This window comes from Glycomyces sp. TRM65418, assembly GCF_019710475.1.
Lineage (GTDB): Bacteria > Actinomycetota > Actinomycetes > Mycobacteriales > Micromonosporaceae > Glycomyces.
In genome coordinates, this window is record NZ_JAJFAX010000002.1 from 246,241 (window position 1) to 262,204 (window position 15,964).

Here is a 15,964-nt window from a genome sequence, read left to right on the forward strand (position 1 = left end):
CTCCATGCGTATCTAGGCAGCTTTGCGGTCAGCTCCGCTCGGGCGCAGGCGAACGGGTGCATCCGCGGATCGAACATCGTCGTTGCTGATCGGCTCCCAATCTCCGATGGTCTTCTCGTCCATGTCGCGGATGATCGTAGACGTGAGCTCCACCCGCCAGACCCACGGCGACCCTCCGCCTCGGTTCATACGGGAGCGCCCGAGGGCAAGGCTGAAGTCGTTCAGGTCGTGGTCCAACCAGTAGGCGACGATGAAGGTGGTGACCTGAGTGAAGGCGGGAACCTCAAGGGAAGGGATCAAGATCGAGGGGTTGGAGCCGAACAAGGAGGGGACGTCCCCGTCGACGGGAATCTGGCCGATGCTGGATTCGGCAACGCGCTGTTTGGTCGGACTCCTCTCCGCCCAGCGAATGTGGTCGATTCCGTCGGGAGCCGAGGCGAGAAGGAATTGAACGTTGCCCTGACGCCATCCAGGGCTCCCGTTCAGGTTGTCCCGAATGACCAGCCCTGGCGGGAGCTGGGGCATCGTGGTGGCGTCAAAACCGCTGAGTTCGGCCACGAGTTGCTGACGATCGGCCTCGGTCGGGGCGGTGCCGTCCGGAAGCGCGAATTTCTCGCAAGAGAAGACCCGGTCGTAACGGTCGCAAAGAAGGGTGTGGGCGGTGGTGCCCAAGAGGCTTCGGCTATGCCCGGCTTCCGGCTTGTGCTCATTCAGGGCGGTCCGGAGGGCCGAGCGAGCTCCCCAGAGGACTCCCGAGAGGGTCTGGGTCTCCTCAAGGGTACCGATAGCAAGGTCTCGCTCGTTCATGCACAAGACTCTACCATGAGCAAACTATCATGCATCAAACTGAACTAAGGGTATGATTTCATGAGGACATCTGTACTGTTCCGTGAGGTCTCGGACCGTTCCCCGGAGCTTATACCGACGGTGTGACATCGATGGCCGCGAACAGGGCGAGGAGCTTCGTGTCCGCCCCTCGTTGGTGTTGGAGGTCGGCCCAGTGCTCAGCGGGCGACGCTTGGTGTCGATCTTCGTGTTGCTGAGGGCGGCCGGCAGCGCGCTGCAGTACGGACGCCGCCGCCGAGGGCGGTTGGCCGGAGGTTGTGGATGTCCTGTGGATAAGTTGGCCGCGGTTTTGGTTACGCCGCAGGTGAAGGGCTGCTTTCGAAACCGTAGGTTCTCGGTTCGAGTCCGAGGGGGCCCACCATCGTAACCGCCTCAAGCAGCGTTATCGCTGTTCGCGGCAGTTTTGTGTTTTCCGGCCATGGTAGTCGGCAGCCGGCTTCCGCATGTATTCGTGGATGGGCTGTGGATGCGGTCAGCTCAGTGTCTTTGTGGACTTGTTGCCCTCGGCCGCCGCGCGGCGGAGACAGGCCGATCGCGTTCGTTTGACGAAGTCCACTGTGGGGCTGGATTTGGCACCGCGAGCAGGTCCTGCGATGTGCCGATGAAAGGCGCCACTGGCACGCCCACGACTACGATCCGCGTCAAGCCTAAACCCAGGCCCGCGGTAACCGATCGCATGTGCCCCGAGTGCTGGCGCGTCGCTGGCGAGCCCTGCCGTCGCGTCATCGGATAAGGCAGACACGGCAGCATCAAGCGGGGCGCCCTCCTGGTCGAGATTCACTCCGCCCGGCGCAACCGCACCGGTCACGGTGACCCCGGACCGCTGCCGAAGAAGTAGGTCGAACCCGAACGCACCTGACCCCGTCACCTGCCCGCGGCACCCGCTCCTCATACAACGAGGGCACCATCAAGCAGGTCGCCGCCGCTATCGGCGCCAAGCCCCGCAATCACCACACCGAGGCGAGCTGAAAAGCGCCCGCACTGGTGGGCGTAGGGCGCCCGAGGCGGCGACGAGGAGAGGCTCGCGCGCGCTCCCTTTCAGAGGTATGCCGAGACCGGGGCTGCTGACCGCGGGTCCTGTCGCGGTGTCAGCGTCGCGACAGGGCCGTGTCAGGCCACGGGGCGAGAGTGGTCCTCATGAGCGGGGAACACTCCCCGCGACCCGTACATGAAGGAGTGCACGATGCACACGCACACCGCCCCCTGGACCGGCATGATCGCCACTGAAGACACCGCTCTGGCCTGCACCGACACTGGTGGCGACGGTACCGCGGTCATCTACCTCAACGGCCAGTTCGCGACCCAGGGGTACTGGCGCAAGACCATCGCCGAGCTCGGTCCGCAGTGGCGCCACATCACCTTCGACGAGCGCGGCCGCGGCCGCAAGTCCAAGACCTCCTCGGACTACTCCGTGGAGGCCGCGATCCGCGACGTCGACGCCGTCCTGGCCGCCCGCGGCGTGGAGCGGGCCGTGGTCGTGGGCTGGTCCTACGGCGCGGTCGTGGCGGCCATGTGGGCCCACCGCAACCCCGAGCGCGCCCTGGGCGTGGTGCTGGTCGACGGGTGCTTCCCGTACGACTGGATGGACGAGGCGATGGAGCAGCGGATCCGCAAGCTGTTCAAGCGGATGCGACCGGTCATGGCCCTGCTGCGCCCGACCGGTCTCACCCCGCGTCTCAACGCCGAGGAGCAGGCCCGGAGCAACATCGAACTGGGCTGGCTCTCCCGTGCGGACACGCTCGGCCCGGTCCTGGACGCCATCGCCGTCCCCACCCGGTACGTGGTCGCCTCGGGCACCTCCCTGGGCAGCAAGGGCGATGAGCAGGAGCGGATCCGCACCAGCCTGGCGGGTGTGACGGCCCGCAACGCCAACATCGAGGTCGCCGCGAAAGTGGCGAGCAACCACGGCGCGATCCTCAGCAAGGACTTCGGTGCCGTCGCCGAGGCCACCCGCGAGGTCGCCGCCCTCGGCGGCGGGGCCAGTCAGGACCGTGGCCCGCGACGGGGACGAGTCACGGGCGCCCGTGCCTGTGCCGCCGGTCGGTGACCGCCCGCGGTCACCGACCGCGCCACCAGTCGGCCCACTGCCGCTCCAGCTCCGCGAACTCCTCGACCGGGAGTCCGAAGGTGCTCAGGACGACCTTCGACGCGCCGGTGGAGCCGGTGCCGGAGGCCTGCGCCCCTACGACCACTAGGAGGCCCGCGCCCCACTCGTCCACCGTCACGCCGAGCTGGTGCTCCGAACGGAACCAGACCTCGCCGGCGATGTCCTGGGCCGCCACCGTCGCGGTGTAACGCGTGCCCGGCGGCGCTCCGACCGGACCGTCGAGGCGGAGCCGCCCGGTGACGGCCTCCAGGGCGGCATCGGGGCCGCTGAACAGCAGCGTACGGCGCGTCGCGCCGGGCTGGCGTTCGACGGCGAACCGCAGTTGGTGCATGAACGTCGTCCAGCCCTCGGTGACCTCGTCGTAATAGGCGTCCCAGTCCGGGTTCCCGGACAGCGGCGCGCGAGTGAGCGTGACCCGGGCCCCGGAGCCGTGCGGTCGGACCTCGAACCGGTCCCCACCGTTGGCGATCAGCGTGCGCCGCTCGGCGTCCTCGACGACGTCGGTGAAGTAGATCGAGTCGATCTCGGCATCGAGCTCGGCGGCATCCCAGCCGTGCCACTGCCGGATGACACCCCGGTCGCGCAGCGACCGCCATACCTCGTCGGCGGGGGCCGCCACGGTGACCTGAATCCGCGGCGTCGCGGAAGTGCCGTCGTCATTCATCGTTCTGCTCCTCTTCGGCTGGATCGGTTGCGGTGGCGGGGGCAGGGTGCCCGCCGATCACCACGCGGTAGGGGCGACCCGCAGGGTCGTCGAAATCGTCGGCGGCGCGGCGCAGGGCATCGGTCAGGTGCTCGGTGAACCGGTGCACGTCCGCCGCGCTCGCGAAGCGGAGATCGGCCTCGATCGTGAACGTGAGCAGGCGCTTGCCCTGCTCTTCCGCCTTGACCTGCATGCGGGCGACGTCCCGCACGGTGGTGGCGGCGACTCCGACGAGGTGCTCCGCCGCGAACTGGTCCTGAAGGCGCGTCGCCTGATCGGGCGACGCGGGTTCCCCGTCGAGCACGGTGGGATCGACGACGAACGCCCCCGGCTTGGCTCGGACGATCCGTTCGACGCACCCGCGGCGGCGCCGCTCTTCGACCAGTTCCACGAGCTCGACCGCCTCCAGGGCCCGCAGATGGTAGTTCACCCGCTGGCGGGGCAGGTCGAGCGCGGCGGCGAGCTGCGTCGCCGAGGCGGGCTCGCGCAGGTGGCGCAGCAGTCGTCTGCGCAGCGGAGACAGCGCCGCCATCACCCGCTCGGGGTCCTCGACGAAGGTCATAGCGTGGCCCATGGGTTCCAGTATCCATTTGACAGTTATATTTGTCAAATAGGCGAGCACCGCCCGCGTCATCAACGACCCGGGCCTCAACAGGGAAGGCCGCCATGCCCTCCACCGGCACGTGCGCGCCCCGTCACGCGGATGAAGCGCTGGAATATGCCGCCGTCGCGGTTGGGATGCGGCTGAAGCGAAGGCGGGAAGCCCATGCAGAAGTCTCGTTCGAGTGAGGTCGTGTCGTCCTTGCCCTGGTGACGCATAGTGAGCGGCAGCGGGCTCGTGGATTCCTCGAGGGGTGACCACTCAGAGCATCAAAGAGCGACCGCTGCCGCGCCTCGAACATAGGACCGGCCTGGACACCGAGCAGCTGCTGCATGTCGAAGCTCCGGAACCGGTGGTCTCGACCTGCCTCGACCGCCTGGCGTCGAAGCTGCGCGAGCAGACGGTCCGCTCCGACCTGGTGGTCGACGGGTTCCTCATCCCCACCCGCGACCTCATCACTCCGGCAGGGCTCTTCTCCGGCAAACGCCACCGGCCGGGCCTGAACGCGCACGTCATCACCGATCGTCGCGGGCGAGTGATCGACGACGGGCGCATCGTGGTCGACTCGGTCCACGATGCCAAGGCTCAAGGAGTCAGGGCTGGCGAAAGCCTTCGAGATTCACACACGACCGGGGACGGGCCGCGCCTGATCGGCGACCTCGGCCCTCTCTGCGTCGTGCCGCTCACCCCGTACCCGAAACCGGACTACCGCGAGCTGACCGCCGCCGAACCGCTGTTCAACCGGCAGGTCAATCGCCGCCGCTGGTCGTCGAGCAGGGCATCGCACCTCTTCACTCGTGAAAGGTCCTCGCCACCGGCTTCCGCCGGCCGCTCCCGAAAGCCGACCGGACCCTCCAGCCCGCGATCAAACTCCAAATGTACCGACGTCACTCAGAAGTGGCTTTCGCATGAGCTTGCGGCCCTGGCCGCCAGGTGCAGCCCCGTCTCTCGGGCGAGAGGCGGGGGCTTCTGCTTGTCAGACCGGGCTGTCGACGCCCAGGGTGATGCTGGAGCCGTCGGGGAACTCCAGGAGGTGGAAGACGCCCTCAACGGATCCCTTGGGCTTGCGCCGGTCCCGGCCGCGGTCCCAGTACCGGTCGGCGGTCAGCTCGAACGCCGGGGCGGTCGTCACCGGGCCGAGCCGCCGGTCCTGTTGGCCGGGGGACCATTTGCTCGGCAGGTCGAAGTCCATCTTCAGCAGGCCGAGGCGGTCCTCGGTCGATTCGGGGGCCGTCTCCCGCTGGTCGTGGTCGCGCACCTCGACGAAGGCGAAGCGCCGGTCGGTGAGGATCCAGACGCCGGTCTTCCCGCGCGCCGCGTCGGCGAGCGACGGCGCCCGGCAGTCGGATCGCGGACCGGAGACGGTCACCGGCACGACGCTTCTTGGGCTCAACTCTGGAAAGAAATTCGGGTGCAGGTAGATCTCGATCAGCTTGGCGGCCGCCCTGGTCGTGGTGACCAGGGTCGTCTTCAACGCGGACAGGACGAAGCGCTTCGGGCTCCCGTCGCGCTCTCGTCCCCGCACGTCGTAGGCGGTGTTCGCGGGCGAGACCCCGACCGCGAACAGGACCTCCTCGCCGGGGCGCAGGTATTGCGAGTGCATCACCGACCGTGCGTCGAGGTCGGGATCGAAGCCGCGGTACTGCGTCTGCTCCATGGGGATTCGTCCTTCGGTTCCGGCCGCGGGGCGCTGGGGGAGCGGCATCCCGAACGTTAGCGGTCGGCCACCTGCAGCGGGGTACCGTCGTCCCGCGCCGGCAGTGGCCTGAAGGGGGCTCTGACGTGCGGTGCTGTCCGCCGACGGCGTCGTCTCCTGCCGGAGTCCCGCCGGTGTCCCGCCTCCTGTGAGAGGGCGGGTCACTGCGCGGGTTCGGCCGCGGCGAAGGCGTGTTCGAGGCCGGGGTGGACGGCCGGCGGCGTCTTCGCATCCGCGCCGGGCTCCGCAGTGCCCACCGCCCACGCCTGGGCTCACCGGGCAAGCTCGGTCGCGACCATCGTCCGGGAGCAAAGGAAGCTGCACGGTCGTGGACCAGTGACGACTGGACATGGCCAGACCGCCTTCGCGCCGATCGACCGTGTGCCAGGTGCGCAGCGGCCCTATAGCGGTCCCGGCTAGCGTCGTCATCGATGATTCGGAGAGTTTTCACAGGTAGAATGCCTGATCTCAGGCGGACGCGCATACGTCTGAGAAGCGGAGGACCGTCATCGGCGCACCAGTCCGGCCGTGGATGACAGGTGGACAGGTTGCCGAGAATGGTTAACCCGCAGGTCAAGAGCAGCTTTCGAAACCATAGGTTCTCGGTTCGAGTCCGAGGGGGCCTACCAACACAAACCCCTGACCTGTAGTTTCATTTCTTCACGCGCCTGTCTAGCTATGTGAAAGCGCTTTCCTACGATCCTCCGTGGATGTGGTGTGGATGGGCCAGAGGCCTTCTCTTTGTGGACAGTCGTTGGCCGGGCCGCGCCCGGCGAACTGGTTCATAATATTGCCCATCTTTGTCGGCAGTATCTACGGCTCGACACGCTGGTCACTGAGGGACGATGGCATCCAGGGGCCTGATCCGATGCTCACCATCGAAGGTCTCGGGCGCCTCGACCCCGCCCCGATCGCCGAGTGGCGCAAGGGTCGGATCGATGAGCATGACGCCCGGGCCCGGGCCATATACGGCAACATGATCGGCATCGTCCGCCAGTCCCGTTCGCGTCGCGCCGACAGCTGCGATGAAACCGGGCCCCTGAGCGCCTGCGGTTGACGCCTGCCAGTCTCGTCACCAATGGAGCTTCCCAGGATTCTGTGACCGTGGTAACTTCCACGGAACGTCTTCGATGGGAACCCCTCCATGCCAAAGACACCTTCGCCGCGACCGGTCGACCGCTACTGCGTGCAGTGTGAGGCCCTGGTGCTGTTCCCCGACTGGACTGCCTGCAAATACTGCGGCGGCAGATTGACCGCGAACAAACCGCTGCGCGGAGCCTCGTCTCGGGCGCGCACGCTTAAGCGGAAGCAGCGCGCCGCGCGCGAACGGAGCCCGGAGAGCGGAGCAAAGTCGGTCCCAACCCAGCCGCGCGGTCGGGTCTCCGCGGTAGCTGGACGGATGCCCAATGGCTCAGCCTCGCCGTTCTGCGAGGTCTGCGGGAAATACGCGAAGAAGAACAGCACGCGCTGTCGGCCCTGCGAAGGCGAGCCAAAGGCGGCGAAGCAGCCCCAGTCCAATGATGTCGCTCGACCGGCGAGTCGGAAGCAGCGAGCTAAAGCGCGGAAGACCGCGCAGCAAGCCAAGACCGAGCGTGAGATCCGGGCATCGGGTCGGTGCGAGTGCTGCGGACTCAACGCCAAGACCGAACGGCAGTACTGCGCAAGATGTACTGAGTTGCTCCGCCCCGGAGTTCGCGCCATCGCGATCCAGGTGGTTCCGGCCCCGCGGAAGCCGCCGCGGTCGGAGCGTAGGACTACAGGTCCCCTCAAGACCCGCACCTATACCCCGCCTGAGAACGATCCCCGGATCACCAATGACTACGCGAAGGGGATGCGGGGCAGGCCCGCCGGCGAGTTCGGGGATTGAACTCCGTTCCGCGCTGCTCCGGTATTGCGCTTGGACCGCGCCCACCAGGAGCGACTCCGTCCAAGGGGCTCCCGGCATCAGTTCTATAAAGGCCGTTTTCTGATGCAACCGATATCCACCGCTGCACGTGTTGCTTTCCGGAGCCGGATCGCTGGGTCCTGTTCCACCCCCTGAGGCAGCGACAATCGAATCGGAAACCCATGACCCATAAGATCCCCTTCGCCAAGCGCGGCGCGCTCCGCGCGGGTGCGGTCCTCGCCGCGACCGCGTTCGGCACCGCCGTTGCGCTCCCGGCCCAGGCCCAGAGCGAGTTTGAGCTCGACGGATACGCCTTCCCTGTGGAAGACACCTTCTACACCGGCTGGACCGAAGAGACCCGGAGCCAGGCCGGCCAGTTCTACGCCTCGGCTTACGGCGACGACGAAACCGAGCTCGGTAACGTCCACGTCGTCTTCGGCCTCTCCGACGACCTCGGCGGCCTCGCCCTTGAGACCTCCGACGAGCACTGCACCGCCGAAGGCATCACCATCACCTGCGACTTCACTGACGTGACCACGTACATGGACACGGTCTGGGTCGACTTCAACCTGCTCGTATCCGAGACTGTCCACGCCTATGACACCGTCGACTGGTCCGTCAGCGTCCAGCCCACCTCGGCAGAGGCGCCGGCCGTCTTCGGCGGCACCTGGGAGTTCTCCCCGACCGAAGACGACTACGCCCAGTACCTCGTCTCCGGCTCCACCCACGAAGGTGTCGTCCCCGGCTCCTCCCTCACCCCCGACGTGGCCTTCATGAAGGCCAACGAAGGCACCTACAACGACGTCTACTTCTACATCAGCGACGGCAACCCCCTCCTCCAGACCGCCGCTGAGTACAGCAACTGCGGCCTGGTCGAATGGGGCGGCGTCATGTGCGTCCTTGAAGGCCTCGCTCCCGAACCGGGCGTCGTCTACGAGCTCTCCGCGGACACTCCGCTCACGGTGACCCTGGACGCGAATGCCCCGGGTCCGTTCGAATACAACGCCTGGTACAGCGTCGAAGCCTTCGACATGTGGAACCGTGACGAGATCGACAGCCTCGACTACTTCGACGCCGACACCGAACTCGTCTTCGAAGCGACCGACCGCGCCGCCATCGAGGACAACCCGGTCACGGTCGTCTCCACTGAGAACCCGTACAACCTCGCCATCACCGCGAACGACATCGACGTCGCGAAGGGCGAGACCGCGGTTGTCGACATCACCGTCGAGAACTCGGGCCCGGCCGATGCAGTTGCCCAGCCCCACCCGGGCAGCGGCGAAGGCAGCTTCCTTTACGCGATCCAGCTTCCCGCAGGGGTGGAGACCGACGCCGAGCTCCAGGAGAACGGGTATTTCACGACCGCCGGAGACAACCACTGCACGGTGGCCGCCGAGAACGAATGGCTCGCCGAAACCGACCCGGCGCTCTACCGCCTTGAGCGCCTTGACGTGGTGTGCTCGATCTGGGGCGACATCGAGTCCGGCGCGACGCTGACCCTCGACCTCCCGGTCAAGGTCACCGGTGACCCCGGCGCCGAAGGCACCGCCGTGGTCCTCGAATCCGCCGAACTCTGGACCGATGAGGAACTCGCATACTGGGACTTGACCACCGAGGACTTCCCGATCCTCGACGGCGACCTCGACGACAACAGCGGCTCCTTCAGCCTGAAGGGCGGCAACGGCTCCGGACAGCTGCCGGTGACCGGTATGCCCCTCGCCGTCATCGGTAGCGCGGCCGTCGTTGCGCTCGCCGCAGGTGCGGTCGTGTTCGTGCTCATGCGCCGCCGCAAGGCCGCCGCCGAGTGGTAGACCCCTCCGGGCACTGACCGCGTTTCGGGCCCGGCCCTACGGCCGGGCCCGAAACCGCAACTGCCAGTACGTTCGCCTCTGGTGGCGAACCAAGCCTGAAAGTGCCTACTGAAGCGCGTCGAATTTCGCCAACATCACGAGTCTGGTCTTCTCGACCGTCGACTCGCCGCTGGTGAAGGCCGCCGCATTCGGCTTCGGCCTCCGGGCGGCCGTGAAGAAGCGCAACCGTGACGTCGACGAGCAGCAGGTGCACCGCATGATCGAGGCCTCCCACCAGAGCAAGCGCCGAAGCCGCCGATTCAATGAAACCTGAAACCAGTTCTTACGCTTCGCCGGTGTAGGAGGTGAGCAGGGCCTGTTGGTAGTCCAGGATGTCGCGCATCCGCTCACTGCGTTCTTCGAACGCGCGGGTGACGATCGGGTCGGGGCAGATGCGGACGAGTTCGAACTCGTAGCACTGGCTGAGGACTTCGAGGGTGCGGCTGGGGGTGAGGACGGTGTCGAGCTCGTCGAAGCACAACCCGAGCGCGAGCACGATCCCCATCGTCCCCGGCGCTTCGGCCCGGTTCTGCTGGACCGTCAACTCGGAGAGCACTTCGGGGGTCGCTCCGGCGAGGGTCCGGCCCTGTTGGAGGGCGGCGCGGAGGGTGGCGAGGGTGCGGTCGACGTAGGCGCTGAGACCGGGGTCTTCGATGGGGCGCTCGGTGGTGGCCATGGACCAGCCGAGGACGTCGACGGCGATGCGGAAGCGGTCCCGAGCCGACACGTCCTCGAGAGGCTCCTCGAAGCGGCTCATCTCCGCGTCCCACAACTCCATACTCGAATCCCCTCAGCAACTGGTCGCAATACGCGCATGCGACGCTGTTTTCCCTGGTTAGGGCCACCCTACCAGGTTGATCAAACCGTTCGTTTTCTGCGTCTCGGCGCGGCAGTTCTGCGCGTTCGCCGGCGGCGTCGCCGCGTCGTCGCAGGGTTTCCTGGACGGGCTGATGTTCATCGGCGGCTCCGGCAGACTGGCATAGGGCTCCTGCCCGATCGTCCCGTCCTTGACCGCCTGGGTGCGCAGCTCGTGAATGTTCAACGCGATCCGCTCGGCATGGTTGGCCTCCGGTGTGGACGTGCCGGGCCCCATGAGCCGCTTGTACCCCAGACTGTCGGCCAGGTCCCGCGCGTCTCTGGAAGTGGTGTTGCGGTTCATGACATAGAACAGGTTCCCGTTCTTGTCCTGAATCGTCGCCACCGTCAGGCCCTGCGAGGCGCGCTCGCCGTACTGCTTCTCGTACGCCTTGTGGATGTCTTCGGCGTCCTTGCGCAACTCCGGGCCGGTCTTCATCGTCACGCCGTCGTTGGGCGAGACGGTCGTGTCGACCTGCTTGGCCGTCCCGTCCGGGTGCGGTTTCTTCACCCGCGGGTTCGGGACCTTGATCTTCTTGATCGCCGGTTTGGCGATCTTCTTGGCGGCAGCGCCGAGCGCGGCGTTCTTGGGGGCTTTCGGCATGAGGAGCGCAGCGGCCCTTCTACATCAGGAGCCGCATGACGGCTTCTTGGACGAGGCTCATCAAGATCTCGCGGCCCACCGCATAAATGGCCGGCAGTGCCGCCGCCGCGATGCCCATCGTCGCCGCTGCCGCGGCTATGGCGGCCGCGATCTGGACGGCGAGGATCGCCAGTTGGACGATGCAGGCGATCTTCAGCGCCAAGACGATCGCGGCGCAGACCATCATCCCGGCCCCGGTCAGAAACATCCCGATCGTGCCCTCGGCAAGGACCGTCGCCGGGCCGTCCTCTCCGTTCCACCACGTCGTGAACGCCTCGACCGCTTCGCCGATGTTCTCGTCCCAGACTTTGGCGCCCTGCTCGTTGACGCCGGACAGCACCTGATCGACCGAATCGGGCAGGCTCATCCAGGCGTTGCCGATCTCGAAGAGCATGTCCTCGTTCGACATCGGCCAGTCGACGCCGCACATGTTCAGGATCTCGCCCAGCGCGGGCGGCAGGTTGATGACCATGCCCTAGCCGCCCAGACCGTTCAGCAGCTCCTCGAAGATCTTCGCCGCCGACTCGTCGGCCTCCACGTGCGCGGTGGCCCATTCCTTCAAGTCGGCGCCGGCGTTGGCGAGCTCGTCGGCGCAGACGGTGATCGACTCGTCGAACGCCCCCAAGATCACGTTGTGGATCTCCATGATCAGCCCGCCGATCTCATCCCCGCCCGAGGCCTCGGTGATCGACTCGACCTGGCCTTTGAAGCTCTCCCAGACGGCGCCGAGGTCCTCGCCGCGGGACTGCAGCCCAGAGGCGGCTTCCTCGAACTTCTCCGGCTGTACGTCGAACCCCGGTGCCACGGTTACCGGTCCTCCCGCTGCTCGGCCCTGGAGTGGGCGGACATGATCCCGTCCAGGAACGACGACAAACGCGCGGCGCTGTCACGCTGGATCTCGGCCAGCTGCTCGTTCAACTCCTCCAAGTCCACCGCCGCACCGGCGCCGGCCTGCTCCCGAAGGGCCGCATACGCCTCGTTGACCGCCAGGGAGACCTGCTCGGACAGGGCCTCGGACCCCAGTCGCATCGCCGCCGGTCGAATCGACACCTCGGCGGTGCCCGGGGCCTTCACCGTCACGCTCACCGTGCCCTCGGCCGCTTCCACCGTGATCGGCTCGGCCTCGGACTGCCCCTGTTGGATGTCCTGGACGCGTCTGGCCGCGGCCATGACCTCATCGAGCGGACCGGTCAGGCCGCGAGGGTCAGGGATGGTCATCAAATGCTCCTTGTCCGAGCCAGGGTGCGTGGGGTAGCAACAACCTTACAACTCGGACACACTTGCCGCTCTCCCCAAGAGCGGCTCCTCCGCGCTCAGAGTGCGTGCGGGCCTTGAGGCCCCGCCGTGCATCACCCTGCGCAGGTTCACGAGGCCAAGCTCGCGCGGGCACGCACACTCGCCGAGGTGGTCGACCACCTCGACGAGCGTGCGTAAGTCGGCGTCATCGACTACACCGAGATCCGCTTTCGCAGATCAGCAGAGGGGCAGCCCGAATCGGGGACCGGTTTATCCCTGGCAGGACCAAACAGAACGTTGTCGGCGCTGGCTCTGGGCGAAGCTCCGCCGAGCCGCACTAGAGCAGCTCGACGCCGGCAGCGACCTCGACCGGCCGCCGGCGAGGCGCGGGTGCCGTGGTCGCCCGTCGGGTCGCCGAGACGCGACGCCTCCCCGACCTTGAGCCAAGGCAGGTCAATGGATGGTTCAGGGCAGGGCGTTAGGCCGTGTGCCGGTTTTGCATCTCGTCGGCGAGGTTGGCGACCTGCTGGAGTATCGACTGCGGCGATGCGGCGAGACGGAGCGGGTACCGGATCAAGCGGATCGGGGAATTTCGGATTCGTAGCCGCTCCGGTTCGGTTGCGGCGCAGACGGTGAGGAAGGCCTGGGCGAGCCGGCCTCGAAGGCGCCACCGTGGCAACGCCTTCACGCATCGTTCGCGTACTTTCTCGAGTTTCAGTTCAGGCGGCCGCCCATCGCGATGTCGACGAGGCCCAGGCTGCGGTCGGTGTGGGTCGGCGCGCCGTAGTCTTCGTAGAGTCGTCGTGCCCGCTCGCGTTCGCGTTCGGCCCCCTCGAGGTCGCCCATGGCCGTCCTGGTCGCGGAAAGGAGGTCGCGGACCTTGGCGACGCTCGACTCCATCTCGTTCGAGGAGAAGACCTTGATCGCGGTGTCGTACTGGACGATCGCCGCGTCGTACTCACCGTTGAGATGTGCGACATGACCCAGGCCGAGATGAGCGAGAGCCTCGCCGCGCGCGGACTCAGTGGCGGTCGCGCGAGAGGCGTCTCGCAGGTGCTCGAAGCACTCGTGTGCCTCGGCGAGGTTTCCCAGGCGCGCATGCTGCCAACCGAAGGCGTAGCGGGCCCGGTGCCCCCAGAGCGCGTCTCCGGCTTCGAAAAAGTACGCCAGCGCTCGGCGGCAGTAAGAGAGCGCCTCCTCGCTGTCGCCGCAATGGCCCGAGTAAATGCTCATCGTGAAGTGGGCGAAGCCCTTCGCCCACGGCTGCCCCGTCTCCTCGGCCAGTGCCATACCTCGGGCCAGGGTCTCGCGGCATGCGTCACCGTCGCCGCAGAGCAGCAGGCCGGCTCCCTGGTAGCCGTGCGAAATGATCTGCTTGACGACGTCGCCGCTCCGCGCGGCCACCGCGAGCGCCGTGGTCTGGGCGTCGGCGAGCTCGCGGCCGCGGTACATGGCGATCATCTCCTCGGCGAGGCACCAGGCCAGCTCCCACCGCCGCCGGTCGTGCTCGGGATCGGCCTCGCGATGCAGCAGGTTGACCAGCACGGGATACTCAGCGGTGCACCAGGCCGAGGCCGCGCGCGGGCTGTGAAGCGGCTCGGGAGCCGCGAGGTGTTCGCGCTCGCCGAGGTCGATCCGTTCGCGGGTGGTGCTCAGAATCCGCTCGGCGCTGTAGGCGGTGGAGACGTAGTGGTCGAACATGCGCCGGAGCGACTGCGCGCGTGCGGGTTCGGGAACTTCGTCGTCAAGTCGGTCCACGGCGTAGGCGCGCAGCAGGTCGTGCATCGTGTACCTGCCGGATTTGTGCTCGTGAACGAGCTGCACATCGGCCAGTTCGCGCATCGCCGCGGCGGCCTCGTCCTGTGCGAAGCCCGCGAGACTGGCCATCGCGGCGGCGGTGACATCGGGGCCGGGGTGCAGGCCCAGCAGCCGGAAGGCCGCGGCGGCCTTGCCACCGAGTTCCTGGTAGGAGCACTGGAACACCTTGCGCGGGTCCATGGCGGCGTCTTTGGCGGTGAGCGCGTTGAGGACGTTGCCGGTGGATTCCAGCCGGTCGGCGAGGGCCCGTAGCGGCACGTCCGGATTGGCGGCCGCTCTGGCGCCCACAAGGGACAGTGCCAGGGGCAGCCCGGCGCAGACGGCGGTGATGCGCGCGGTGGCGCGGTCGTCGGCGAGGTCGTCGACGAAGCGGCTGAGCATCGTCGTCGACTCCTCGTCGCTCATCGGTGTGAGCCGGACAGTGTCGGCCCCTGCGGCGATGAGGCTTTCGAGCGGATCGCGACTGGTGACGACGGCGAAGGTGCCCGCCGATACGGGCAGGAGCGGCCGTGCCTGCAGGGAGTCGCGGGCGTTGTCGAGCACGACCAGGACGCGGCGTCCGGCCAGGAGCGTCCGGTAGAGGTCGGTCTGCTCGTCGATGTCGGCGGGGAGGTCGTGCAGGTCGACTCCGAGGCGGCGAAGCGCCTTGGCGAGGGCGGGGCCTGCGCTGGTCTCCGGGGCGACGGGGTCGAAGCCGCGCAGGTCGAAGTAGTGGCAGCCGTCGGGGAAACGGTCGGCGACCCGGTGGGCCCAGTGGACGGCCAGCGCGGTCTTGCCGACCCCGCCCATGCCGCTGACCACGGCGAGTCCGGCTCGGCCGGCCGATGCGTCGAGTACGCCGTCCAGTCGGCGCAGCTCCTCCTCCCGCCCGGTGAAGCGGGCGGTGGTCGGCGGAAGCGTGAAGAGCGGGCGCGTCGGCGCCGGGGAGGGCTGCGGCGTGCGGGGTGGGCCCAGCGCCGAGTCGGCGCGCAGGATCGCGGTGTGGAGTTCGAGCAGTTCGGGGTTGGGGTCGATGCCGAGTTCGTCGGCGACCCGCTTCCGCACCTCTTCGTAGACCGTCAGGGCCGCTTCAGTGTCCCCGCAGCGGTACAGGGCGAGCATGTACTGCGCCGCGAACCGCTGGCTCCGGGCGTGGACGGTGCACACCTCGCGCAGCTCACCGAGCAGTTCCCCGTGCATGCCGAGGTCGAGTTCGATGTCGTATCGCTGCTCGCGCAGGGTGAGGCGGTACTCGTCGAGACGCCTGCCGGCCGATTCGGCCATTGGTCCGGGAACGCCGGCGAGGGCCGGGCCGCGCCATTCCTCGAGGGCGGCGCGGAGCTCGGCGGCGGCCTCGGCGAGCCGCCCCGTGCGGCGCAGTTCGCGGGCGTGCCGCTCCCGCGACCGGCAGCGCAGGACGTCGACCTCGGTGTCGGCGAGCCGGAACCGGTAGTTGCCGTTGACCAGTTCGATGCGGTCCCGCGCGGGTCCGAGCCGATCCCGGAGGACGCCGACGATATTGCGCACCTGCACTGTCGGATGCTTCGGCTCCACGTCGCCGTAAACGCCCGCCACGAGTCGGTGCAGTTGCACGACCTTGTTCGCGTCATCCGCGAGCAGCGCGAAAACCTTGGCCGCATTGCCCTGCGGAATCGCCACGTCCACACCGTCGACGCGGAGTTCCAGCGGCCCGAGCAGACGCACGTCGAGTTCGGTCATGATCGCCGCCTTTGGTCACCGGATGC

14 protein-coding genes are annotated in these 15,964 nt (G+C 67.6%); 4 read left to right on the forward strand and 10 right to left on the reverse strand.

What is annotated here, in order from left to right:
• Window positions 1-12: 12 nt before the first annotated feature.
• A complete protein-coding gene (locus K3N28_RS06210) occupies window positions 13-807 on the reverse strand; it encodes a hypothetical protein (protein ID WP_228091618.1) in 795 nt (264 codons plus the stop codon).
• A 1,222-nt stretch (window positions 808-2,029) separates the two neighbouring features.
• On the opposite strand from K3N28_RS06210, the gene K3N28_RS06215 reads away from it, so the two are divergent.
• Window positions 2,030-2,893: an alpha/beta fold hydrolase gene (locus K3N28_RS06215; protein WP_228091619.1), complete on the forward strand. Its 864-nt coding sequence runs from the start codon at window positions 2,030-2,032 to the stop codon at window positions 2,891-2,893.
• Between the two features lie 10 nt (window positions 2,894-2,903).
• On the opposite strand, the gene K3N28_RS06220 is transcribed toward K3N28_RS06215, so the two are convergent.
• The 3 genes from K3N28_RS06220 to K3N28_RS06230 form a co-directional block, all read right to left on the reverse strand.
• Window positions 2,904-3,617: an SRPBCC domain-containing protein gene (locus tag K3N28_RS06220; RefSeq protein WP_228091620.1), complete on the reverse strand. Its 714-nt coding sequence runs from the start codon at window positions 3,615-3,617 to the stop codon at window positions 2,904-2,906.
• The gene (locus K3N28_RS06225) at window positions 3,610-4,230 is read right to left on the reverse strand and encodes a helix-turn-helix domain-containing protein (protein ID WP_228091621.1); all 621 of its coding nucleotides are present in this window, start codon (window positions 4,228-4,230) and stop codon (window positions 3,610-3,612) included. Before K3N28_RS06225 ends, K3N28_RS06220 begins: the two co-directional genes overlap by 8 nt.
• A gap of 1,003 nt (window positions 4,231-5,233) precedes the next feature.
• Window positions 5,234-5,914 carry a hypothetical protein gene (locus K3N28_RS06230; RefSeq protein WP_228091622.1) on the reverse strand — a complete coding sequence of 227 codons (681 nt, stop codon included), beginning with the start codon at window positions 5,912-5,914 and terminating at the stop codon, window positions 5,234-5,236.
• A gap of 907 nt (window positions 5,915-6,821) precedes the next feature.
• On the opposite strand from K3N28_RS06230, the gene K3N28_RS06235 reads away from it, so the two are divergent.
• The 3 genes from K3N28_RS06235 (at window position 6,822) to K3N28_RS06245 (ending at window position 9,962) form a co-directional block, all read left to right on the forward strand.
• Entirely contained in the window at window positions 6,822-7,010 is a 189-nt protein-coding gene (locus tag K3N28_RS06235) for a hypothetical protein (protein ID WP_228091623.1), read from the forward strand.
• 1,010 nt (window positions 7,011-8,020) lie between these two features.
• Window positions 8,021-9,649 carry a hypothetical protein gene (locus K3N28_RS06240; protein ID WP_228091624.1) on the forward strand — a complete coding sequence of 543 codons (1,629 nt, stop codon included), beginning with the start codon at window positions 8,021-8,023 and terminating at the stop codon, window positions 9,647-9,649.
• A gap of 172 nt (window positions 9,650-9,821) precedes the next feature.
• Window positions 9,822-9,962: a hypothetical protein gene (locus K3N28_RS06245; RefSeq protein ID WP_228091625.1), complete on the forward strand. Its 141-nt coding sequence runs from the start codon at window positions 9,822-9,824 to the stop codon at window positions 9,960-9,962.
• Window positions 9,963-9,971: 9 nt separating this feature from the next.
• Here the strand turns inward: K3N28_RS06245 and K3N28_RS06250 are convergent, their stop codons facing one another.
• The 6 genes from K3N28_RS06250 to K3N28_RS06275 all read right to left on the reverse strand — a co-directional run bounded on the left by K3N28_RS06250 (window position 9,972) and on the right by K3N28_RS06275 (window position 15,938).
• Window positions 9,972-10,466: a hypothetical protein gene (locus K3N28_RS06250; RefSeq protein ID WP_228091626.1), complete on the reverse strand. Its 495-nt coding sequence runs from the start codon at window positions 10,464-10,466 to the stop codon at window positions 9,972-9,974.
• 57 nt (window positions 10,467-10,523) lie between these two features.
• Window positions 10,524-11,147, reverse strand: coding sequence for a hypothetical protein (locus tag K3N28_RS06255; protein ID WP_228091627.1), 624 nt, complete (start codon window positions 11,145-11,147; stop codon window positions 10,524-10,526).
• A 19-nt stretch (window positions 11,148-11,166) separates the two neighbouring features.
• Window positions 11,167-11,658 (reverse strand): hypothetical protein, encoded by a 492-nt coding sequence (locus K3N28_RS06260; RefSeq protein ID WP_228091628.1) that lies wholly within the window; start codon window positions 11,656-11,658, stop codon window positions 11,167-11,169.
• A gap of 3 nt (window positions 11,659-11,661) precedes the next feature.
• On the reverse strand, window positions 11,662-11,991 hold the full coding sequence (locus tag K3N28_RS06265; RefSeq protein WP_228091629.1) for a hypothetical protein: 330 nt from the start codon (window positions 11,989-11,991) through the stop codon (window positions 11,662-11,664).
• Window positions 11,992-11,993: 2 nt separating this feature from the next.
• Entirely contained in the window at window positions 11,994-12,404 is a 411-nt protein-coding gene (locus tag K3N28_RS06270) for a YbaB/EbfC family nucleoid-associated protein (RefSeq protein ID WP_228091630.1), read from the reverse strand.
• Between the two features lie 732 nt (window positions 12,405-13,136).
• The gene (locus tag K3N28_RS06275) at window positions 13,137-15,938 is read right to left on the reverse strand and encodes a BTAD domain-containing putative transcriptional regulator (protein ID WP_228091631.1); all 2,802 of its coding nucleotides are present in this window, start codon (window positions 15,936-15,938) and stop codon (window positions 13,137-13,139) included.
• Window positions 15,939-15,964: the final 26 nt, after the last annotated feature.